At 61.4% G+C, this 22239-nt stretch carries 17 protein-coding genes; 12 read left to right on the plus strand and 5 right to left on the minus strand.

Annotated elements, in window-relative coordinates:
* Positions 1 to 57 precede the first annotated feature (57 nt).
* Entirely contained in the window at positions 58 to 2421 is a 2364-nt protein-coding gene (locus OIU37_RS31685) for a bifunctional diguanylate cyclase/phosphodiesterase (protein WP_180697185.1), read from the minus strand.
* Between the two features lie 103 nt (positions 2422 to 2524).
* On the opposite strand from OIU37_RS31685, the gene OIU37_RS31690 reads away from it, so the two are divergent.
* Complete coding sequence (locus tag OIU37_RS31690; RefSeq protein WP_240605130.1) at positions 2525 to 3325, plus strand: transporter substrate-binding domain-containing protein; 801 nt, start codon at positions 2525 to 2527, stop codon at positions 3323 to 3325.
* 89 nt (positions 3326 to 3414) lie between these two features.
* Here the strand turns inward: OIU37_RS31690 and fdhA are convergent, their stop codons facing one another.
* Positions 3415 to 4605 carry a formaldehyde dehydrogenase, glutathione-independent gene (gene fdhA, locus OIU37_RS31695; RefSeq protein ID WP_168317513.1) on the minus strand — a complete coding sequence of 397 codons (1191 nt, stop codon included), beginning with the start codon at positions 4603 to 4605 and terminating at the stop codon, positions 3415 to 3417.
* 445 nt (positions 4606 to 5050) lie between these two features.
* Entirely contained in the window at positions 5051 to 5953 is a 903-nt protein-coding gene (locus tag OIU37_RS31700) for a DMT family transporter (protein WP_264259789.1), read from the minus strand.
* Positions 5954 to 6065: 112 nt separating this feature from the next.
* On the opposite strand from OIU37_RS31700, the gene OIU37_RS31705 reads away from it, so the two are divergent.
* Positions 6066 to 6929, plus strand: a complete 864-nt coding sequence (locus OIU37_RS31705) for a LysR substrate-binding domain-containing protein (protein ID WP_180697186.1) — start codon at positions 6066 to 6068, stop codon at positions 6927 to 6929.
* On the opposite strand, the gene OIU37_RS31710 is transcribed toward OIU37_RS31705, so the two are convergent.
* The gene (locus OIU37_RS31710) at positions 6916 to 7962 is read right to left on the minus strand and encodes a GlxA family transcriptional regulator (RefSeq protein ID WP_180697187.1); all 1047 of its coding nucleotides are present in this window, start codon (positions 7960 to 7962) and stop codon (positions 6916 to 6918) included. The genes OIU37_RS31705 and OIU37_RS31710 overlap by 14 nt on opposite strands.
* Positions 7963 to 8002: 40 nt before the next feature.
* On the opposite strand from OIU37_RS31710, the gene OIU37_RS31715 reads away from it, so the two are divergent.
* The 9 genes from OIU37_RS31715 to OIU37_RS31755 all read left to right on the plus strand — a co-directional run bounded on the left by OIU37_RS31715 (position 8003) and on the right by OIU37_RS31755 (position 19682).
* A complete protein-coding gene (locus OIU37_RS31715; RefSeq protein ID WP_180697097.1) occupies positions 8003 to 8905 on the plus strand; it encodes a 3-keto-5-aminohexanoate cleavage protein in 903 nt (300 codons plus the stop codon).
* Between the two features lie 7 nt (positions 8906 to 8912).
* Positions 8913 to 10403 (plus strand): carnitine 3-dehydrogenase, encoded by a 1491-nt coding sequence (locus OIU37_RS31720; RefSeq protein ID WP_240604993.1) that lies wholly within the window; start codon positions 8913 to 8915, stop codon positions 10401 to 10403.
* Between the two features lie 10 nt (positions 10404 to 10413).
* On the plus strand, positions 10414 to 11574 hold the full coding sequence (locus tag OIU37_RS31725) for an acyl-CoA dehydrogenase family protein (protein ID WP_240604995.1): 1161 nt from the start codon (positions 10414 to 10416) through the stop codon (positions 11572 to 11574).
* 4 nt (positions 11575 to 11578) lie between these two features.
* A complete protein-coding gene (locus OIU37_RS31730) occupies positions 11579 to 13633 on the plus strand; it encodes an acetate--CoA ligase family protein (RefSeq protein ID WP_240604996.1) in 2055 nt (684 codons plus the stop codon).
* Between the two features lie 6 nt (positions 13634 to 13639).
* Positions 13640 to 14422: a carnitinyl-CoA dehydratase gene (locus OIU37_RS31735; protein WP_240604998.1), complete on the plus strand. Its 783-nt coding sequence runs from the start codon at positions 13640 to 13642 to the stop codon at positions 14420 to 14422.
* Between the two features lie 118 nt (positions 14423 to 14540).
* On the plus strand, positions 14541 to 16130 hold the full coding sequence (locus OIU37_RS31740) for an ABC transporter substrate-binding protein (RefSeq protein ID WP_264259790.1): 1590 nt from the start codon (positions 14541 to 14543) through the stop codon (positions 16128 to 16130).
* 96 nt (positions 16131 to 16226) lie between these two features.
* Entirely contained in the window at positions 16227 to 17234 is a 1008-nt protein-coding gene (locus OIU37_RS31745) for an ABC transporter permease (protein WP_163879149.1), read from the plus strand.
* Positions 17231 to 18058: an ABC transporter permease gene (locus tag OIU37_RS31750; RefSeq protein WP_017958187.1), complete on the plus strand. Its 828-nt coding sequence runs from the start codon at positions 17231 to 17233 to the stop codon at positions 18056 to 18058. The genes OIU37_RS31745 and OIU37_RS31750 overlap by 4 nt, the downstream gene beginning before the upstream one ends.
* Entirely contained in the window at positions 18051 to 19682 is a 1632-nt protein-coding gene (locus OIU37_RS31755) for an ABC transporter ATP-binding protein (protein ID WP_180697103.1), read from the plus strand. Before OIU37_RS31750 ends, OIU37_RS31755 begins: the two co-directional genes overlap by 8 nt.
* A gap of 59 nt (positions 19683 to 19741) precedes the next feature.
* Here OIU37_RS31755 and OIU37_RS31760 read toward each other — a convergent pair whose 3' ends face one another.
* Complete coding sequence (locus tag OIU37_RS31760; protein WP_180697104.1) at positions 19742 to 20527, minus strand: helix-turn-helix transcriptional regulator; 786 nt, start codon at positions 20525 to 20527, stop codon at positions 19742 to 19744.
* 123 nt (positions 20528 to 20650) lie between these two features.
* On the opposite strand from OIU37_RS31760, the gene OIU37_RS31765 reads away from it, so the two are divergent.
* Entirely contained in the window at positions 20651 to 22231 is a 1581-nt protein-coding gene (locus tag OIU37_RS31765; RefSeq protein ID WP_168317521.1) for an ABC transporter substrate-binding protein, read from the plus strand.
* The last annotated feature ends 8 nt before the right edge of the window (positions 22232 to 22239 follow it).

Here is a 22239-nt window from a genome sequence, read left to right on the forward strand (position 1 = left end):
CTTTGGGCGTCAACCGCCGCGTGAGGCGAAAGTTCCTGGCGGAAGATCGAAAGCCTCTCAGGCGACGGCGCTTTCAGCTTTCCGGAAACTATCAAGGTCGCGAAGAGGAACCGGTTTGGAGAAGAAGTAACCTTGAAGGTCGGTGCAGCCGAGGGCGGCCAGAAAGTCGCGTTGGTATTCGGTTTCGACCCCTTCAGCCGTCGTCGAGATACCGAGGTTGCGGCTGAGCGCGACGATGGCGCCAATGATTGCCGCCCCGTTGGCTTTTGTGCCGAGCTGCGAGACGAACGAACGATCGATCTTGATGCGGTCGATATCGAAGCGGACCAGATGGCTGAGGCATGAAAAGCCGGTTCCGAAATCATCGAGCGAAACCTGAACACCCCGGCTGCGCAGCGACTTCAGCACCGTATAGACGTCCGTGTTGTCCTCGATGAGCGAGGACTCGGTGAGCTCGAGCTCGAGCCGGGACGGCTGCAGGCCGCTCTCCTCAAGCACGGCGAAGACTTCCTCGGCAAAATTCGGTCTCCTCAACTGGGCGGGAGACACGTTGACCGCAACAAATGTGCCTTCCGGCCATTTGCAGGCGGCTCTGCAGGCTTCGCGCAAGACCCAGAAACCGAGAGCGTCGATGAGACCGCCCTCCTCTGCGACAGGGATGAAGCTGGCAGGCGTCAATAGTCCGCGCTGACTGTGACGCCAACGCACGAGAGCCTCGGCGCCCGACGCCGAGTATCCTGCCTCAGCGCGATGTACCGTTTGGTAATAGACCTCGAGCGATCCGAAATCCGGCCTGTTTACAATCGGATCGGATTGCGGACCGTCAGCGGATGAGGCCGTACCTTTGGCCAGAACTTCCCGCAATTCGTTCTTGAGAATGTCGCGTGCGTTCCTGCCGCCGTCCATGGACGGTGAATAGAGACGCCACTGGCCCCTTCCCCCCATCTTTGCCTCGTACAGCGCGACGTCGGCGTAGCGCATGACGTCATCGGCATTCCGCCCGGCATCCGGCACGACGGTCACACCGATCGAGCCGCCGACCCGTGCAATGGCCTCGCCCCTCAAAAGCGGGAAGGGTTTGCCAAGTTCGGCAACGATCGCTTCGCATATTGCCGGCAAAACGTGGTCATGGTCTTTGATGTCCCGGAGAAGCAGGGCGAATTCGTCCCCTCCGAGCCGGGCAAGCGTGTCACCCGGACGAAGCAGGGAGCGGATCCGCTCCGCAGCCATCCTGATGAGTTCATCGCCGGCGGCATGGCCGAACGTGTCGTTCACCGCTTTGAAGCGGTCGAGGTCGAGAAGCGCTACCGCCGAGCGCTCGGTCGAATTCTGCGTCTCGGCCAGGCACTCGTCGAACCTCATCGCGAACAAAGCGCGGTTGGGAAGATCGGTCAGCACATCATGCAAGGCAAGCTGCCTTGCATGCAACTCGCTTCTCTTCAACTCGCCGAGACTGCTTCGCAGGCGCACCAGCAAGACCGAGAACAGGATCGCGATCACCAAGGCGGCAATTGAAAGTGCCGGCATCAATCGGCCGATCACCCTCGAACCTGGAAGATCGGGCCGCCATACGATGAAACCGATCGGTTCGCCGTTTGCCGTGGCGTCAATCTGGAACGCAACCTCATTTTCGTCGGCATCGGCCGTGCGCGCGAAGCGCGCCCCATTGAGGCCCTGTTCCCGGCTCAATTCGTCCAGCGCCGCGCCATCGATAAACCGCACGACGATCAGGAATTGCCGCATCGGCTGCTGCTGCCTCTCAGAGGCCTCGTTGATGGCGACGACGCCGACGATCGTCGGTCGACCTTCCAGCCGCATCAGATTGGCCAGCGCCCGGTTGGAACGGGCGGCACTCGCAAGGCGGCTTTCCATTGAGGACGGTGTTCGCTCGTTTGAAACCGTGCCGCGTCTCACCCCAAGCCGGGCATCCTGAAGGAGGGGCAAGAAGAGAGGCTTCATCCAGCGATAACGCTTTTCCGTTCGGGCATCGGCCAGCATGAGCAGTTGCGCCTTCTCGTCGACTACAAACGCCTGATCGTAGCCGAAGGCGGACATTGCGGTCTGGCTGATCGCACTACCGGCAGCCGCAGTCAGAACCGCATCGAGGCTGGAGGAGCCTCCGGTTGACCGGGCAGCCGGATAAACACGTGTGAGATAGCCGTTGCCGAACTGCCCGATAACATGCGCGACTTGATCGACCTGCTCCCGCAAGCGGGCATTCACAAGCTGGCGCTGTCGATCAAGGGCGGCAGCATCGCTCTCGGTTCCCGCCCACAGTGCCGACAGCACGACCAGTCCGATCGCTCCAAGCCCGCTGACGGCAATCAGAAACAGAATTCTCCCCGAAGCAATCCAGGACTGCTGAAACGCGTTGGAGCTGGAAGGAAGAACGATGTGCAAGCCTAGACCCCTGAACACCACGACACGGGCGCATTGGCCGAGGCTAACAAAGAAGCGTTCACGTAGAATTAAAAGCTGGGGCGCACTATGGGCGAGATCGATACGCCCCAAGGAGCTCGCGACGATGCGCATATCCATTCAGACTATCGTGCACGGCGCGCTGATGACGGGCGCGGTGGGTGTTTTTCTGGCGATCTCGCCACTCCAGGTGGCTGCGCAAGATCGCATGCCTATGAGAATTGCCGTCGAAGGTGCATTTCCGCCCTTCAACTATCTCGATGCGAATAACAAGCTTCAGGGCTTCGACATCGATATTGCCAATGCCCTTTGCGAGGTCGGTAAGTTCGAATGCCAGTTCATCATCGAGAAGTGGGACGACATCATCCCCAATCTCGTCGCCGGAAAATACGATTCGATCATCTCATCCATGTCGATGAGCCTTGAGCGGCGTCAAAAGGTTGCCTTCACTGAAAAATACTACAACAGTCCGTCGGTGTTCATCGCCCGGAAGGATTCCTCGATCACCGATGTCAGCCCGGCCGCCCTCAGCGATAAAATTCTTGGGGTGACATCGTCGACAGCGCAGGAATCCTATGCCAGCCATCTTTATCCGCAAATGAAAAAGACGGTGTTTCGGTCTTCGCCTGAATTGTACAAAGGCCTGGCGGATGGGAGCGTGGACATTATCCTCGAGGATAAACTCGCCATCTACGACTGGATTGCCAACACGAAAGCGGGAAGCTGCTGCGAATTCAAGGGGCCGGATCTGGTCGATATCACTCATTTTGGTGAAGGTGCCGGGATCGCACTGCGCCTCGATGACAAGGAGCGTCTTGCGCGCCTGAACGAAGCGTTGAAGAGCATCAAGGCGGACGGGACCTACGACATGATCAACGCAAAATATTTCCCGTTCAGCATTCAGTAGTTCGTCACTCAAATTGTCATGTGACAAATGCGAAATGGCCGGTTTTCCGCCGGCCATCCCTATCAGGTAAAGTTCCTCGGTCGTAATCGCTAGGCGGCTTTCGCCACCTCTCCGTGCGGATCGAGGACATATTTCGTCGCCGCTCCCTGGTCGAAGCTCTCGTATCCATTGGCGGCATCGTCGAGCGGGATGACCTTGGCGTTGACGATATCGGCAATTGGCAGCCGGTCGTGGAGGATCGCCTGCATGAGTTGGCGATTGTATTTGATCACCGGAGTCTGGCCGGTGTGGAAGGACTGTGCCTTGGCCCATCCGAGACCGAAACGAAGCGAAAGATTGCCGTGTTTGGCGGCGTTGTCGACGGCGCCCGGATCTTCGGTGACGTAGAGGCCGGGAATACCGATCGAACCTGCGGCGCGGGTAATCTCCATCATCTGATTGAGCACGATCGCCGGCTGCTCTCCACCCGAGTGGCCGCGTGCCTCGAAGCCGACCGCATCGATGGCGCTGTCCACCTCGTTGCTGCCGACGACCTGCGCGATCATGTCGCCAAGACGGTCGCTCTTCGACAGGTCGATCGGTTCGAAACCGACCTTTGCCGCATGCGCCAGACGGTCCTTGTTGAAATCGCCGATCATCACGACTGCTGCGCCGAGAATGCGGGCCGAAGCCGCAGCCGCAAGGCCGACCGGGCCGGCACCGGCGACATAGACGGTCGAGCCGACCCCGACGCCTGCACGCACCGCGCCATGGAAGCCGGTGGGCAAAATGTCGGAGAGCATGGTGAGATCGCGGATCTTCGCCATCGCCTTGTCCCGATCAGGGATTTTCAGCAGGTTGAAATCTGCGTAGGGAATGGTGACGTAGCGCGCCTGTCCGCCGATCCAGCCGCCCATGTCGACATAACCGTAAGCACCGCCGGCCCGGGCCGGGTTTACCGTCAGGCAGACACCGGTATCCTGAGACTTGCAGCAGCGGCAACGGCCGCAGGCGACATTGAAAGGCACCGAGACGATATCGCCGATGTCGAGCATCTCGACGTCGATGCCTTTCTCGATGATCTCGCCAGTGATTTCATGACCGAGGATTAGGCCCGGCATCGCCGTCGTGCGGCCGCGGACCATATGTTGATCGGAGCCGCAGATATTGGTCGATATCACCTTCAGGATGACGCCGTGTTCGATGCGGCGGCCGTCGGGCGCTTCCAGCTTCGGATCGTCGATGTCGCGCACTTCGACCTTGCCGGGACGGAGATAGACGACGCCTCTATTTTTGCTCATGGATTCCTCCCACGTGTTTGAAATGCCTCGATCCGCAACCAATGCAGCCGACGGCAAGCTTTCCTCCGGCCTGCCTCCTCTGCAGTCCGGCATGTCAATACCGCCGCATCGGGCGATATTCGAATTCTGCAAATAGGCGGGGACGGATTGAATGGAAGGGAGGAGCGAACGCTGAAGCTTCAGCCTGTCGTGTTCGTGATCGCCTGCCGCAATCTGTCGATCTGCTGCGCAAAGAGCTGGTTTCCGGGCTCCAGAACCTCCTTTCGGTCGATCTAGGTGTCTTTCCGAATTGTCATCCGGCGATGTCCTTGAGGATCTCGGTTCCTCTGCCGCTTACACCTTCAGCAAATCACGCCGCGCGCAAAACAGCGCTCATGAAAACGACAGGGCGCAACTCAAAGACGACAGTCGGCAAAGACAGGACAATCTGCCTGCGCGACGCTGTTCAGGAACGCTGCCGTTGGCCGCGCTTGAAGTCCATAACCGTGTGCCAGAACACGGCGCCTAGGATGATCGCGCCGCCGAAAAAGGTGGCGATAGGCGGCTCTTCGGAAAACAGCAGCCAGACCCAGAAGGGCGTCAGCACGATTTCCATCGTGCCGATCAGCGCCGCCTCCGCCGGCGGCATTCGCTTTGCTCCAGCCAGGAAAAGCACCAGCGCGAGGGAGAAATTGGTCGCGCCGAAGGCGGCGAGAACGATCCAATTATGCAGGTCAAGCGAGCCGACCGAACCGAACGGGGCAAAGATAGCAAGCGTCAGGAAGGCGCTGACGACGGTCGGTGGCAGGCTCGGCACGCCGGGATTGACGCGCGGAATGATGATGACGAGCGCGAAGGACGCGGTCATGCCGAGCGCCAGCAGATCGCCGAGACCAGTGCCGCCGCCGATCGACGAGGCGACGATGACCGCTACGCCGAAGAGCGAAATGCCGCCGGCAATCAGCGTCCGCCTGGAGACCCTCTCCCTGAGGATGATCCAGCCGAGCAACGCTGCGATGAAAGGCGCGGTCGCATAGATCATCGTCACATTGGCGACGGTGGTCATGTATAGCGCACCGATGAAGCATACCTGACTGAAGGTCTGGCATGCGATCATGGCAAGACCGGACGGATGGAAGACGGATCGCCATTGCTGCCGTGAGATGCCCCCTTCGAGGAAAAGGCAGGGGATCAGCAGAAACAGGCCGCCGAACAAAGACCGCCAGGCGATCGCCGTCCATACGTCAGTCGTCAGGAGCCGCGAATAGACGCCACTCGCGCTCCAGGCAAGCGTCGCGGCAATGATGAGAAGCACACCCTTCTCGTGCTCGCTGCCTGCGAGGCGTCTGGCCGGATTTTCAATGGTCACGCAGATATTCTCAAAGAAGGAAGTCGAACGCGGCTCTTTTCTGCGCCTAGAATTGACATCAGACAAACGAATAGTAGAGATGGCTATCATCGATTTTTTCTATGGCTTCCCCATGCACGAGCCGATTGAGAGCGACCTGCTGAGAACCTTCCTGGTCGTTGCCGAGACGTCGAATTTCTCCGCGGCTGCCCAGCGCATCGGGCGGACGCAGTCGGCTGTCAGCAGCCAGATCAAGCGGCTCGAGGAGACGATCGGCGAAACTCTATTCGAGCGGGGCGCTCGCGGCGTGCTGCTCACGCGTCCGGGCCTACAGCTCGTTCCCTATGCCCGCCGGATCATCGATCTGTTGAGCGAGGCCGCCGCGACGATCCGCAGCAAACCGCTGGATGGGCCGGTGCGCATCGGAATTCCCGAGGAATACAGCCAGACGGTGCTGCCGGCGGCTCTTGCGGCTTTCGCCGTACGCCATCCGGCCGTCGAGGTTACCGTGTCCTGCGACTATACGGTCCGCAACCTCGCTGCCCTGGAGCGGGACGAACTCGATCTGGCTGTCGTTTTCGACTGGAGCGATCAAACGAAAGGCGAGGTCCTCTGTATCGACCCGACCGTCTGGGTGACATCGATGGTGCACCGGCTGCACGACATCAATCCCCTGCCGATTGCGACCTATCGCAACTCCACCTGGTCACGCGATTATGCGCTCCGGTCGCTGGAGCAGATCGGCCGCAATTACCGGATCGCATTCATCGCCGATACCGGCTCGGGGCTGAAGAATGCCGTGACTGCGGGCCTTGCCGTCACCACGCTGTGCCGCAGCAACATTCCGCCCGGCTGCCGGGAACTGACTGCCGAAGACGGGTTCCCACCAGTCGATTCCTCGAAAGTCGTGCTCCGGCGCAATCCCTACCGATCCAGTGAGGCAGTTCGCGAACTCGCCGATATGTTACGAGACGCCTTCCAGCCTACGTCGGTGTGATGCGGCGGCGAAGACGGCGCCGGGTCTCCGACGGGCTTTCTGAAAAACTCGCGCGGTAGCTTCTCGCAAAGGCCGAGGCCGAGTTGAAGCCGGTCGCCGCCGCGATGTCGGCAAAGGAGGCTGTCGTCTCGATCACCTTGCGGCGGGCCGCGTTCAGGCGCAGCGCGAGATAGTGCACATGCGGCGCCGCGCCGATGCTCTGCTGGAAGAGATCCTGCAGATGCCTTGCGCTGATGCCCACCCTGCGGGCGAGCCGCGCCAGGACCAGAGGTTGCTCGATATGCTCCTCCATCAGCCGCACTGCCTGCGTCACGCGGGGATCGTGCATGCGCAGTCCCGCCGAGGCGGCGGAAAGCGGCTCATCGGCATGGAAGGACGGCTGCTCGTAACGGAACAGCCGGCTGACCTCGAGCGCCAGCGAATAACCCTGCCGCTGTCGGATCACCTCCAGCATCAGGTCGACGGTCGGAAGCGAGCCCGAGGTCGTCAGTCGCTTGCCATCGATGACGAAGCGATCCTTGACAGCCCGCACTTGCGGATAGGCCAGCGCAAAATCCTCGTAGTCCTCCCAGTGGACGGTCGCCGGCAGTCCGTCGAGCAGGCTTGCTTCCGCCAGCAGCCATGTGCCGGATTCGATGCCGGCAATCACCGTGCGATAGCGGGCGGCCTGGGAGAGTTGCATCTTCAGCGCCGGCGTCGCACTTCGGCGCCAGTTGTAGCTGGCAAGCACGAACAGCGGCGTATCCTCGGTCGTGGCCTTGAAAGCGCCTTGGGCGGGCACGGCGATATCGCTGGTGGTCGGGACCGGTGCTCCGTCCAGCGTCAGCAGCCGCCAGCGGTAGAGTTCGCTACCGGAAATGCGGTTGGCGCCGCGCAACGGCTCGATGACCGAGGCAATCAGGATCAGGTTCGCGTCCGGCAGGACGAGAAGATCGATATCGAGCCGTTCCGTCGATCGCTGCAGCAAGGCTATCTCCCTCGAGTTCCGATAATGTATCGATTGCTTCCGAAAGTGCAACGCATCGCCATCCATCCTGTCGCGTAATGCGGACAAGACGAGGGAGAACAAAAACATGCCTCTTGCGATGAACCGCGATGTTTTCATCACCTGTGCCGTCACCGGCGCCGGCGATACGGTTTCCAAATCCAGCCACGTGCCGATCACGCCCAAGCAGATCGCCGAGTCCGCCATCGACGCGGCAAAGGCTGGTGCTGCGGTCGTTCACTGCCACGTCCGCGATCCGGAAACGGGTGCCGCCAGCCGGCGCAACGATCTCTACAGGGAAGTCACCGACCGCATCCGCTCGGCGGATATCGACGTCGTGCTCAATCTCACCGCCGGCATGGGTGGGGACCTGATCTTCGGCGATGTCGAAAGCCCCCTTCCCCTCAATCCCAAGGGCACCGATATGGCAGGCGCCACCGAGCGCGTCAGCCATGTCGCCGAATGCCTGCCCGAGATCTGCACGCTCGACTGCGGCACGATGAACTTCAATCTCGGCGACTACGTCATGACCAACACGCCGGCCATGCTGCGGGCGATGGCGAAGAAGATGACCGATCTCGGCGTGCGGCCGGAGATCGAGGCCTTCGACACCGGCCATCTCTGGTTTGCCAAGCAGCTTGCCGAGGAAGGCCTGATCGAAGACCCGGTGCTGATCCAGCTCTGCATGGGCATTCCATGGGGCGCGCCCGACGATCTGAATACCTTCATGGCGATGGTCAACAACGTGCCCGAAAGCTGGACTTTTTCGGCCTTTTCGATCGGCCGTAACGCCATGGCCTATCCGGCGGCGGCGGTTCTGGCCGGCGGCAACGTGCGTGTCGGCCTGGAGGACAACCTCTTCGTCGGCAAGGGCCAGCTCGCCACCAATGCGCAGCTTGTCGAAAAGGCCGTGCAGGTGGTCGAGGGCATGGGTGCCCGGATCATCGGCCCGGAAGATGTTCGCAAGAAACTCAAACTGACGAAGCGCTGAGGACGGCATGACAGGGATCAACAAGGCGGCTTGTATCGGCGGCGGCGTCATTGGCGGGGGATGGATCGCGCGTTTTCTGCTCGCCGGCATCGACGTCAATGTGTTCGACCCGCATCCGGAGGCGAGCCGCATCGTCGGCGAAGTCATCGCCAACGCCGAAAAAGCCTATGCCATGCTGACCGGCGCGCCCCTGCCGCCGCGCGGCAGGCTGACCTTCTGCACGACGCTCGCGGAAGCCGTCGCCGGCGCCGACTGGATTCAGGAAAGCGTGCCGGAAAGGCTCGACCTCAAGCGCGGCGTCCTGACCGAGATCGATGCCGCGGCGCGCCCGGACGCCCTGATCGGCTCTTCCACCTCGGGCCTGCTGCCGACCGATCTGCAGCGCGACATGAAACATCCCGAACGCCTCTTCGTCGCCCATCCCTATAATCCCGTCTATCTCTTGCCGCTCGTCGAAATCGTCGGCGGCGAGCAGAGCTCGGCGGCGACCATCCAGGCGGCGATGGAACGACTGGCGCCGATCGGCATGAAGGGCGTCCACATCGCCAAGGAGATCGAGGCCTTTGTCGGCGACCGGCTGCTCGAAGCGCTCTGGCGCGAGGCCTTGTGGCTGATTCACGACGATATCTGCACCGTCGAGACGCTTGATGACGTCATCCGCTACTCTTTCGGCCTGCGCTGGGCGCAGATGGGCCTGTTCCAGACCTACCGCATTGCCGGCGGGGAGGCCGGCATGCGCCACTTCCTTGCCCAGTTCGGTCCATGCCTGGCCTGGCCCTGGACCAAGCTCACCGATGTCGTCGATCTCGACGATGCGCTGATCGAAAAGATCGGCCGGCAATCTGACGAACAGGCGGCTGGCCTGTCGATCCGCGAGCTCGAACGCATCCGCGACGAAAATCTCGTTGGCATTCTCCAGGCCCTCAAGGGCGGTCACGACGGCAAGGGCTGGGGCGCCGGCAAGCTGCTGAAGGACTTCGAGCAATCGCTGTGGGCAAAAGGCGGCGGCGCGACCACCTCTTTTGACCCGTCGAAGCCGCTGAAGCTCGTCGAGACGAAGGTCGGCCCTGCTTGGGTCGACTATAACGGCCATATGACCGAGCACCGCTACCTGCAGGTTTTCGGCGATACATCAGACGCATTGCTGCGCCTCATCGGCGTCGATCTCGCCTATGTCGAAGCGGGGCACAGCTACTATACGGTGGAGACCCACATCCGCCATCTCGGCGAGGCGAAGCTCGGGCAGGCAATCCATTCGACCTGCCAGGTCCTCTCCGTCGACGAGAAGCGGCTGCATGTCTTCCATACGCTTCACGATACGGCGACAGGCGAGGCTATTGCCACCGCCGAGCATATGCTGCTGCATGTCGACAGCAAGGCCGGCAAGGCCGCACCGGCGCCGGCTGGCATCATCGACAAGGCGAAAGCGATTGCGGAAGCCCATGCGAATTTGGCCGCGCCTGACGGTGTCGGCCGCTACGTTGGCCAGAGACGGTAGGAGGATCGGCATGCATTTCGGATTGAGCGAAGAACAGGAAATGATCGTCGAGACGGTCCGCGCCTTCGTCGAAACCGAAATCTATCCGCATGAGAACGAAGTCGAGCGGACGGGCATCGTCCCGCCGGAGCTCGGACGCGAGATCCAGCGCAAATGTATCGATCTCGGCTTCTATGCCTGCAATTTCCCGGAAGAGGTCGGCGGCGCCGGCCTCGACCATGTCACCTTCACGCTGGTCGAGCGGGAGCTCGGGCGCGGCTCCCTGGGGCTGACGGTTTTCTTCGGCCGGCCTTCCGGCATCCTGATGGCCTGCGAGGGTGAGCAGCGCGAGCGCTATCTCCTGCCTGCGGTGCGCGGCGAGAAGATCGATGCGCTTGCGATTACCGAGCCGGATGCCGGTTCCGATATGCGCGGCATGAAATGCGCCGCCCGCCGCGATGGCAGCGACTTCGTGCTGAACGGCACGAAACACTTCATTTCGCATGCCGATGTCGCCGATTTCGTCATCGTCTTTGCCGCGACGGGCGAGGAGGAGACACCGAAAGGCATCAAGAAGAAGATCACCGCATTCCTGGTGGATCGCGGCACGCCGGGCTTCGAAATCCTCAAAGGCTATGATTCCGTTTCGCATCGCGGCTACCACAACTGCACGCTCAGCTTCGAAGATTGCCGCATTCCCGAAGCCCAAGTTCTGGGCGAGGTGCATCGCGGTTTCGATATTGCCAATCAATGGCTCTACGGCACGCGGCTGACCGTTGCCGCCACCTGCGTCGGCCGGGCGCGACGTGTCTTCGACCTGGCCCTGCCCTACGCCGCCGAGCGCAAGCAGTTCGGCAAGCCGATCGGCGCCAATCAGGGTGTGTCGTTCAAGCTCGCCGACATGATCACCGAGATCGACGCGGCCGACTGGCTGACCCTTGCCGCCGCCTGGCAGGTCGATGCCGGTCGCCCTGCGGACCGGCAGATCGCATCGGCCAAGCTCTACGCCTCCGAAATGCTCGCCCGCGTCACGGATGAGGCGATTCAGATCTTCGGCGGCATGGGACTGATGGACGATCTTCCGCTCGCCCGCTTCTGGCGTGATGCGCGCGTCGAGCGCATCTGGGACGGCACCTCGGAAATCCAGCGGCATATCATCAGCCGCGACCTGCTCAGACCCCTGGGAGCGTGAGCCGATGACGCCTCGCCCGCTCGACCGCCTGCTCAGACCGCAATCGATCGCCGTCTTCGGCGGCCGCGAGGCGCGCAGGGTGATCGAGCAATGCGACCGCATGGGTTTTGCGGGCGAGATCTGGCCTGTTCATCCGAAGCTCGACGAGGTGCTCGGGCGGCCCTGCTATCGCTCCGTCTCCGATCTGCCTTCGGCGCCGGACGCCGCCTTCATCGGCGTCAACAGGACGCTGACCGTCGAGATCGTCCGCGGCCTTTCTGAAGCCGGTGCCGGCGGGGCGGTCTGTTATGCATCGGGTTTCAGCGAGGCGACGGGTGAACTTGAGGATGGCGCCGAGCTGCAGCACGCGCTGCTGGAGGCAGCCGGCGACATGCCGATCCTCGGCCCGAACTGCTACGGGCTGATCAACGGTCTCGACGGCGCGCTGCTCTGGCCCGATCAGCATGGCATGCAGCGCATCGAGCGTGGCGTCGCGATCCTCACGCAGTCCTCCAATATCGCCCTCAACCTGACCATGCAGACACGCGGCGTGCCGATCGCCTATTTGGTCACCCTCGGCAACCAGGCGCAGACATCGCTTTCCGATGTCGCCTGCGCGCTGATCGACGACCCGCGCGTCACGGCGGTCGGCCTTCATGTCGAAGGTTTCGGGGATCTCGCTTCACTCGAACGCCTTGCCGGCATCGCCCGCCGGTCCAGGAAGCCGGTGGTGGTGCTGAAGGTCGGCAGGTCCGACCAGGCACAACGAGCGGCAGTCTCGCACACCGCCTCGCTTGCCGGCAGCGTTGCCGTCGCGGATGCCGTGCTCGCCCGCCTCGGTCTTGGCCGTGTCCAGACCTTGCCGGCACTGCTCGAAACCCTGAAGCTGCTGCATGTCGCCGGCCCGCTCGCAAGCCATTCGATCTCGTCGATGAGCTGTTCTGGGGGCGAAGCTTCGCTGATGGCGGATGCCGCCGTCGGTCGCAATGTGGAATTCCCGGCGCTGCAGCCGCAACAATTGCCCCGTCTGCGGGGGAGCCTCGGCGAGATGGTGACGCTTTCCAATCCGCTCGATTACCACACCTTTGTCTGGGGGGATCTCGCACGCCAGACCGAAGCCTTCAGCGCTATGTTCGAGGGCGGCTATGCCCTCAATCTCGTCGTCTTAGACTTCCCCCGCGGCGACCGCTGCGATGCGTCTGAATGGGCGATGACGGCAGACGCTGTCATGACGGCCGCCGCTGCAACCGGTGCGCTGGCCGGGGTTCTGGCGACCCTTCCGGAAAACATGCCGGAGCCGATCGCCGATCGGCTGATGGCAAATGGCATCATTGCCTTCTGCGGTATCGACGAAGCCATCACGGCTGCGGAAGTCGCCGCCGGCATCGGCCATGCGTGGGATCGCCCGCCGCCCCTGCCGCTGCTCGATGTGTCCTCTATCGATGGCGAGATCGAGACGCTGACGGAAGCCGATGCGAAGGCTGAGCTTGCCGCCTTCGGCCTTCCGGTTCCGCAAGGACTGGTGGCCTCCTCTCCCGGTCAAGCGGCCGAGCAGGCTGAGCGGCTCGGTTTCCCCGTCGTGCTGAAAGCGCTCGGGATCGCGCACAAGACCGAGGCCGGGGCCGTTGTACTCAACCTGGAGGATAGTAAGGCTGTGTCGAATGCGGCGGCGGCAATGCCGCCGAATGCCGGCTATCTCGTCGAGAAAATGATCGATCCACCGGTGGCCGAGCTCATTGTCGGCGCCATTCGCGACCCTGTCTTCGGATTGTCGCTGACGCTTGGAGCGGGCGGAATCTTCGTTGAATTGCTTGAGGATTCCGTCATCCTGCCGCTTCCGGCGACGAAAACCGACATTCACGCGGCGATTTCACGCCTCAAGCTGGCAAAATTGCTCTCCGGCTATCGCGGGCGGCCGAAAGGCGACCTCGAAGCGGCTGTCGGCGCTGTCTCAGCAGCGGCAGATTATGTCGTAAAGAACGCGGCATCCCTAGAGGAACTGGACATTAATCCATTGATGGTTCTTCCCGAAGGGCGTGGCGTTACTGTAGTCGATGCTCTGATACGGCGGAGGAGGTAGCATAGGTTGAGCGATCCCATTCGCACACGACAGGACGGCGGCGTGCTCGAAGTCGTCATCGACCGGCCGAAGGCGAATGCCATCGACCTAGCGACCAGTCGTTCCTTGGGGATGATCTTCCGGGACTTCCGCGACGATCCGGTCCTGCGTGTCGCCATCGTGTCGGGCGCGGGCGAGAAGTTTTTCTGTGCCGGCTGGGATCTCAAGGCGGCGGCATCAGGCGATGCGGTCGACGGAGATTACGGCGTGGGCGGCTTCGGCGGGCTGCAGGAACTGCGCGACCTCAACAAGCCCATCATTTGTGCGGTCAACGGTATCTGTTGCGGCGGCGGACTGGAGATTGCGCTGTCGACCGACCTGATCCTCGCCGCCGAACATGCGACCTTTGCCCTGCCGGAAATCCGCTCGGGCACGGTTGCCGATGCAGCTTCGATCAAGCTGCCGAAGCGCATTCCCTACCACATCGCCATGGACATGCTTTTGACCGGTCGTTGGCTCGACGTTCACGAGGCGCATCGCTGGGGTTTCGTCAACGAGGTTCTGCCGGCCGACCGGCTGATGGGGAGGGCATGGGAGCTTGCCCGCTTGCTCGAAAGCGGGCCGCCGCTTGTCTATGCGGCCATCAAGGAAATCGTGCGCGAAGCAGAGGGTTCGACGTTTCAGACTGCCATGAACAAGATCACCAAGCGGCAGTTTGCGACGGTCGACACGCTCTATTCGAGCGAGGACCAATTGGAAGGCGCGCGGGCCTTCGCCGAGAAGCGAAGCCCTATTTGGAAAGGAAAGTAACAGGCGGCGACAACCGCAACATCTTCCCGCATGATTGCGGGCACCGGAGGGGGAGAGGAAACCGCCTGCGGACCAGCCCGGAAGTTCTGTCAACGCACCATAAAGAAGGAACTGGGGAATGAACGACTACACCAAATATCTCGCAAGCCGTGTCACCGCCGGCGGGCTCAGCCGCCGCGAATTCATGGGACGCGCCATGGCAGCCGGCATCACACTTGCCGTCGCAGACAAGCTCTTCACCGAAAGTGCTGAAGCCGCCGAGCCGAAGCGCGGCGGCCACCTGAAACTCGGCCTTGAAGGCGGTGCAGCAACCGATTCCAAGGACCCGGCAAAATTCCTGTCGCAGGTCATGTTCTGCGTCGGCCGCTGCTGGGGCGACATGCTGGTCGAATCCGATCCGCTGACGGGTGCCGCTGTGCCCTCACTCGCCGAATCCTGGGAGCCTTCGAAGGATGCTGTCACCTGGACCTTCAAGATCCGCAAGGGCGTCAAGTTCCACGATGGCAAGGAACTGACGATCGACGACGTCGTTGCGACACTGAAGCGTCATACCGATGCGATGTCGGAGTCCGGCGCGCTCGGTGTTCTCGGCTCGATCAAGGAGATCAAGGCCGACGGCGGCAATCTCGTGCTGACGCTCAGCGAAGGCAATGCCGACATGCCGCTGCTGCTGTCCGACTACCATCTGGTCATCCAGCCGAACGGCGGCGTCGACGATCCTCTCGCCTCGATCGGCACCGGCCCCTACAAGATGACGAGCTTCGAGCCCGGCGTCCGCGCCACCTTCGAAAGGAACAAGGACGACTGGCGCACCGACCGAGGCTATGTCGATTCGATCGAAATCATCGGCATGAACGACGCCACCGCCCGCATCGCGGCACTTTCGTCCGGCCAGGTCCACTACATCAACCGCGTCGACCCGAAGACGGTCAACCTGCTGAAACGCGCGCCGAATGTCGAGATCCTCTCGACTGCCGGCCGCGGCCACTACGTCTTCATCATGCATTGCGACAAGGCGCCGTTCGACAATAACGACCTGCGCCTGGCGCTCAAATACGCCATGGACCGCGAGACCATGGTGGAGAAGATCCTCGGCGGTTACGGCAAGGTCGGCAACGACTTCCCGATCAACAGCACCTATGCGCTGTTTCCCGAGGGCATCGAGCAGCGCGTTTACGATCCCGACAAGGCCGCCTTCCACTACAAGAAATCAGGCCATAGCGGCTCGGTTCTCTTGCGCACCTCCGAAGTCGCCTTCCCCGGCGGCGTCGATGCGGCCGTCCTCTATCAGGAAAGCTGCAAAAAGGCCGGCATCGAGATCGAGGTCAAGCGCGAGCCGGGCGACGGCTACTGGACCAATGTCTGGAACGTCCAACCCTTCTCGACTTCCTACTGGGGTGGCCGTCCGACCCAGGACCAGATGTATTCCACCGCCTATCTCTCGACGGCGGACTGGAACGACACCAAGTTCAAGCGTCCTGACTTCGACAAGCTGCTGCTGGAGGCCCGCTCCGAACTTGATGAGGCCAAACGCAAGGACATGTATCGCACCATGGCGATGACGGTGCGTGACGAAGGTGGGGTAATCCTGCCGATGTTCAACGATTTCGTGAATGCCTCCACCAAGCAGGTGAAGGGTTATGTCCATGACATCGGCAACGACATGTCGAACGGTTACGTCGCGACCCGCGTCTGGCTGGACGCCTGAGGGCATGGGGGCGTTTGCCCTCCGATCTCCAACGAAGCCTGGACCGTGGGATGAAAACCCGCGGTCCTCCCGACGTTTTAGCGCGAGGTCCTCGCCATGACCAATCCTGCCCCAAGCAATATCTTGCCCGGCCTCGGGTTTCGGCAGCGTTTTCCGCTGCTTGCCCTTATCCTTGAGCGCTTCTTGCTCAGCATCGTCCTGCTCTTTGCCGTTTCCATCGTGATTTTCGGCGGCCTGGAAGCCCTGCCCGGCGATTTTGCGACCACCTATCTCGGCCAGTCGGCGACACCGCAGGCCGTTGCCAATATTCGCCAGGACCTCGGGCTGAACCGCCCGATCACCACGCGTTACGTCGAATGGCTCGGCAACGCCGTCCAGGGTGACTTCGGCACCTCCTGGGCCAGCAAGAATTCGGTGAGCGAACAGATCGGCAAGCGCCTTGGCAATTCGCTCTTCCTGGCGGGTTTCGCAGCCGTGATATCGGTGCCGCTCGCCGTCGGGCTCGGCATGCTGTCGGTGCATTTCCGCAATCGCCTGCCGGATAAGATCATCAACGTCATCTCGCTTGCGGCGATCTCGCTGCCGGAATTCTTCGTCGGCTACCTGCTGATCCTCTTCTTCGCGGTGAAATTCGGTGTGGCCACCTTTCCGGCGACGGTCTATGACAGCATGGGTTTTGTCGAGCGATTGAAAGCAATCGCGCTACCGACGGCGACCCTCGTGCTCGTCGTACTCGCGCATATGATGCGCATGACGCGGGCGGCAATCCTCTCCGTCATGTCGTCGGCCTATATGGAAACCGCAGAGCTGAAGGGACTCAGTGCCTTCCGCTCGATCGTCAAGCATGCCGCTCCCAATGCGCTTGCGCCGATCATCAACGTCATCGCATTGACGCTTGCCTATCTCGTGGTCGGCGTCGTCGTTGTCGAAGTGGTCTTCGTCTATCCCGGCATGGGGCAGTACATGGTCGATGCGGTCACCGTGCGCGACATGCCTGTCGTGCAGGCCTGCGGCCTGATCTTCGCGGCCGTCTATATCTTCCTCAACATGACGGCCGATATTCTCGCGATTATCGCCAATCCCAGGCTGAGGCATCCGCGATGAGATTGAGAGACATTCCCATCACCGCCTGGATCGGCATGGCCGGTATCGTCATCGCCTTCATCTTCGCGATATTCGCACCCTGGATCGCTCCTTATGGCGAGACACAGGTCGTCGGCGACGTCTGGCAGATGCCGGATGATCAATATATCTTCGGCCTCGACAATCTCGGCCGCGACATCTTCTCGCGGCTGATCTACGGCGCACGCACGACGCTGGTGGTCGCGTCCGCCGCCACCGTCATCTCCTTCTCGCTCGGCATTATCCTGAGCTTCACCGCTGCCGTCTCGCGCGGCGTGGTCGACACCGTCCTCTCACGCTTCAACGATCTGATGATGTCGATCCCGACGCTGATCTTCGCACTGGTGGTACTGGCGGTGCTGCCGCAAAACATGGTCGTGCTGATCCTTGTCATGGCGATCCTCGATTCCACCCGCGTCTATCGTCTCGGCCGTGCCGTGGCGCTTGATGTCGCGGTGATGGAATTCGTCGAGGCGGCGACGCTGCGCGGCGAAGGCAAGCTCTGGATTATCTTCCGCGAAATCCTGCCGAACACGCTGTCGCCTCTGCTGGCCGAATTCGGCCTGCGCTTCGCCTTCTCGATCCTGTTCCTCTCGACGCTTTCCTTCCTCGGCCTCGGCATTCAGCCACCAGCGGCCGATTGGGGCGGCATGGTCAAGGACAACAAGGACGGCATCATCTTCGGTATCTCGGCAGCGCTGGTGCCGGGCACCGCGATCGCGACACTTGCGGTCTGCGTCAACCTCGTCGTTGACTGGCTCCTGAAACGCACATCCAGCCTCAAGGGAGGGCGCGGCGATGCCTGAGCTTCTTTCCGTTCGCAATCTGAAGATCGAAGCGACCAGCTATCCGCCGGGCGAGCCGCCGAAGCGGGTGACGATCGTCGACGGCGTTTCCTTCGACCTGCAGAAGGGCAAGGTTCTCGGCCTGATCGGGGAATCGGGCGCCGGCAAATCGACGATCGGCCTTTCGGCGCTTGCCTATGGCAGAGGCGGCGCCGAAATCACCGGCGGTGAGGTGCGGCTCGACGGCGCCGATATCCTGGCGCTCGGCAAGAACGGCATCCGAAAAATTCGCGGCGCGCGGGTCTGCTACGTCGCGCAATCGGCCGCTGCCGCCTTCAATCCGGCCCACAGGCTCGGCGATCAGGTGATCGAAGCCTCGGTCAAACATGGTTTGATGACGAAGGACGAGGCGCGCAAACGGGCGCTTTATCTGTTCAGCGTCCTTGGCCTGCCCAATCCCGAAACCTTCGGCGAGCGCTTTCCCCATCAGGTCTCCGGCGGCCAGCTGCAGCGGGCGATGACGGCGATGGCGCTCTGCTCCAACCCTGAGCTCATCGTCTTCGACGAACCGACCACGGCGCTCGACGTCACCACGCAGATCGACGTGCTGGCGGCGATCAAGCATGCGATCGAGGAAACGCACACCGCCGCCCTCTACATCACCCATGACCTTGCCGTCGTCGCCCAGATTTCGGACGACATCATGGTCCTGCGTTATGGCAAGCAAGTCGAGTATGGCAGTGTCCAGCAGATCATCGAGGCGCCGCAACAGGACTATACGCGCGCCCTCGTCAATGTGAGGCAGGCCTATCGTGAGGAGGCGATCGACCAGTCCACGGCACTTCTCAGGGTGGAAAATGTCAGCGCCGAATATTCCAACGGCTTCAAGGTGCTGCACGACGTCACGCTGCATGTGCCCAAGGGCCAGACACTCGCCGTCGTCGGTGAATCCGGCTCGGGCAAATCGACCCTGGCGCGCGTCATCACCGGCCTCTTGCCGCCGAGCAGCGGGCGTATCGTCTTTGACGGCAAGCCGCTGATGCCGGGTCTGAAGAGCCGGCCGAACGACGACCTCAGGCGAATCCAGTTGATCTACCAGATGGCCGATACGGCGATGAACCCGCGCCAGACGGTTCGCGACATCATCGGCCGCCCGCTGACCTTCTATTATGGCCTCAGAGGTGCCGAGAAGACCGCCCGGGTGAAGGAACTGCTCGATCAGATTGAAATGGGCAAGGGCTTTGTCGATCGCTACCCGGCCGAACTCTCCGGCGGCCAGAAGCAGCGCGTGGCGATCGCCAGGGCGCTTGCCGCCAAGCCCGAACTGATCCTCTGCGACGAGCCGACCTCGGCGCTTGATCCGCTGGTTGCCGAAGGCATTCTGAAACTGCTGCTGAAGCTGCAGGAAGAGGAACAGCTCTCCTACGTCTTCATCACCCATGACATCGCTATCGTGCGCGCCATCGCCGACAGCGTCGCGGTGATGCATCGCGGCAAGCTCGTCCGCTTCGGTCCCAAATCCCAAGCGCTATCGCCGCCCTTCGACGATTACACCGACCTGCTGCTGAAATCCGTGCCCGAGATGGAGATCGGCTGGCTGGAGCGGGTACTGACGACGCGGAAGATGGCAAGCGCTGGAAATTGAAGGCTCCAAATCTTCCGGCTGTCATCCGGATCTGATGGCTTAGTCGCAAATCGGTGTCTTCAATACTCTGCCGGCACGGCATATACTTCCGCGGATGGATCTGCGAGGAACGAGCGCACCGTCGGTGGCAGCTGGCGTGAAGCCAGCGGCAGTGGTCCGCAGCGCGACAGAAGCTCGCGCAGGTCGGGCTCGGCGCCGACATGCCGCCAGATCATCCGCGACGCATAGGGGAGATTTTCCCTTCGCCAGGAAACCCCCATTGTCGTCCCGCGCAGATAGACGCGCTGGTACTCGTCGAATGGCAGGAGGATCGTCTGCGACAGTATCGGATTCGAGCCGACCACCCGCTCCGTAATGAAAATCCGGTTTCGATAGAAGGCAGCAAGGCCGACATATTTAGAAAACTGCTGGATGCCGTTTCCGGGGTCCCGCAGACGCTCCATTGATTTGACATGCGCAAGCCCACCCTTCTCCAAAATGCGGCTGCAAGAACAGACAACCATTCCCGGCCAGGACGGTGAACGATGATAGGTTTGGAAATAGCCGATATGGCGCCGGAGCGCGGTCAGATCTCCTGGGAACGCCTTTAACAGTTCGGAACTTTGATTGAGGTCCAGAGTCGGTTTGCGAAGCCGTTCGCGAAAGAGCCTGGGAGCGAGACCAAAGTCGGCTGCGTCGAGATCGAAATACTTGGCTATGCGCGCGAGATTATGGGCAGACGGGCTCGTCTGGCCGTTGATATATCGATTGAATTGCTGCCGATTGATATCGATCGCGCGGCACAGATGCGAAATGGAACGCTGCGTGGCACAGGCAATCTTGAGGTTCTCGACCAGGTGACGCATCGGCGGCTCCGTCTTAAATGTTAGTAGCGTAAACTCGCTTAAAGATGCGTCAAGTCGCGAAATTGCGTGGAGCAGCCTGACCTCTACGTTCCCTTCTAATAAAATTGAAAAAGGGAACTGCAAATGACACGTGAAAAGGATCAATCTTCGCCTCTGAGTATCGGCCGCCGCCACTTCCTGGGCGGTGCCGTCGCGCTGGGCGCTTTGCCTGCTCTCACCTCCGGCCTGCTGGTGCCGCGCGATGCCCACGCGCAGGAAGCGAAACGCGGTGGTCATCTGAAACTCGGCCTCAAGGGCGGCGCCACCAGTGATGCGCTCGACCCTGCGACCTATAGCGCCTCCGTGTTGTTCGTCATTGGCCGTCTCTGGGGCGACACACTTGTCGAATCCGACCCCAAGACCGGTGCGCCCTTGCCGTCGCTGGCGACTTCCTGGACGCCATCAGCGGACGCATCCGTCTGGACTTTCAAGATCAGGAACGACGTGCAGTTTCACGACGGCAGCAAGATGACCGTCGCGGACATCGTTGCGACACTGAAGCGACATGCGGACAAGAATTCGCAGTCGGGTGCTCTGGGGCTCATGGCCTCGATCACCGGTATCGAAGAAAAAGCGGGCGACCTTATCCTGACGCTTTCGGAAGGCAATGCGGACCTGCCTTTGCTTTTGACCGACTACCACCTGATCATCCAGGCGAAGGGCGGCGTCGACAAGCCTGCGGCGGCCATCGGTACAGGTCCTTACATTCTGAAAAGCTTCGAACCGGGCGTTCGCGCAGCCTTCGAGAAAAACCCGAAGGATTGGCGCTCCGACCGCGGCTTTGTCGACAGCGTCGAAATCCTCGTCATCAACGACAACACCGCCCGCATTGCCGCACTTGCCTCCGGCCAGGTCCATTTCGTCAACAACGTCGACCCCAAGACCGTCCCGATGCTGCAGCGAGCACCGACCGTCGACATCCTCCGGAATGCCGGTAAGGGCTTCTATTGTTTCCTGATGCATTGCGACACCGCTCCCTTCGAGAACGCCGATCTTCGGCTTGCGCTGAAATATGCCATCGATCGTCAGGCGATCCTCGACAAGGTTCTGGGTGGCTACGGAACGATCGGCAACGACTATCCGGTCAATTCCAACTACGCCCTCGCCCCGACCGATATCGAGCAGCGCCCTTATGATCCGGACAAGGCCGCCTTCCACTTCAAAAAATCGGGTCTCGATCGCTCCATTCAGCTGCTCACATCAGACGCGGCCTTTCCGGGCGCCGTGGATGCGGCGATCCTGTTCCAGCAAAGCGCGCGCAAGGCCGGCATCACGATCGACGTCAAGCGCGAACCGGAAGACGGCTACTGGACCAATGTCTGGAACAAGCAGCCCTTCTGCGCCTCGTTCTGGGGCGGCCGTCCGACTCAGGATTCGCGCTATTCCACCTCCTACCTGTCGACCGCAGAATGGAACGACACGCGTTTCAAGCGCGCTGACTTCGACAAATTCGTTCTGCAAGCAAGGTCTGAACTTGATGAGGCCAAGCGAAAAGTGCTTTATCGGCAATTGGCGCTGATGGTGCGAGACGATGGCGGTCTGATCTTGCCCGTCTTCAACGACTATATCATGGCCTCTTCGAAAACGCTGAAGGGATATGTCGACGATATCGGCAACGATATGTCCAACGGCTACATCGGCAGCCGTGTGTGGCTTAATGCCTAAAGCTCTTC

The sequence above is a fragment of the Rhizobium sp. BT-226 genome, from assembly GCF_025847085.2.
Classification (GTDB): domain Bacteria; phylum Pseudomonadota; class Alphaproteobacteria; order Rhizobiales; family Rhizobiaceae; genus Rhizobium; species Rhizobium sophorae.

What these genes read in the sequence shown, in the direction of transcription:
- OIU37_RS31755 (WP_180697103.1), top strand. Translation starts at nt 18,051, where the DNA reads ATGCCTGAGCTTCTTTCCGTTCGCAATCTGAAGATCGAAGCGACCAGC.
- OIU37_RS31705 (WP_180697186.1), top strand. Translation starts at nt 6,066, where the DNA reads ATGCACGAGCCGATTGAGAGCGACCTGCTGAGAACCTTCCTGGTCGTT.
- OIU37_RS31730 (WP_240604996.1), top strand. Translation starts at nt 11,579, where the DNA reads ATGACGCCTCGCCCGCTCGACCGCCTGCTCAGACCGCAATCGATCGCC.
- OIU37_RS31750 (WP_017958187.1), top strand. Translation starts at nt 17,231, where the DNA reads ATGAGATTGAGAGACATTCCCATCACCGCCTGGATCGGCATGGCCGGT.
- OIU37_RS31710 (WP_180697187.1), bottom strand. Translation starts at nt 7,962, where the DNA reads ATGGATGGCGATGCGTTGCACTTTCGGAAGCAATCGATACATTATCGG.
- OIU37_RS31715 (WP_180697097.1), top strand. Translation starts at nt 8,003, where the DNA reads ATGCCTCTTGCGATGAACCGCGATGTTTTCATCACCTGTGCCGTCACC.
- OIU37_RS31725 (WP_240604995.1), top strand. Translation starts at nt 10,414, where the DNA reads ATGCATTTCGGATTGAGCGAAGAACAGGAAATGATCGTCGAGACGGTC.
- fdhA (WP_168317513.1), bottom strand. Translation starts at nt 4,605, where the DNA reads ATGAGCAAAAATAGAGGCGTCGTCTATCTCCGTCCCGGCAAGGTCGAA.
- OIU37_RS31740 (WP_264259790.1), top strand. Translation starts at nt 14,541, where the DNA reads ATGAACGACTACACCAAATATCTCGCAAGCCGTGTCACCGCCGGCGGG.
- OIU37_RS31690 (WP_240605130.1), top strand. Translation starts at nt 2,525, where the DNA reads ATGCGCATATCCATTCAGACTATCGTGCACGGCGCGCTGATGACGGGC.
- OIU37_RS31720 (WP_240604993.1), top strand. Translation starts at nt 8,913, where the DNA reads ATGACAGGGATCAACAAGGCGGCTTGTATCGGCGGCGGCGTCATTGGC.
- OIU37_RS31765 (WP_168317521.1), top strand. Translation starts at nt 20,651, where the DNA reads ATGACACGTGAAAAGGATCAATCTTCGCCTCTGAGTATCGGCCGCCGC.
- OIU37_RS31745 (WP_163879149.1), top strand. Translation starts at nt 16,227, where the DNA reads ATGACCAATCCTGCCCCAAGCAATATCTTGCCCGGCCTCGGGTTTCGG.
- OIU37_RS31760 (WP_180697104.1), bottom strand. Translation starts at nt 20,527, where the DNA reads ATGCGTCACCTGGTCGAGAACCTCAAGATTGCCTGTGCCACGCAGCGT.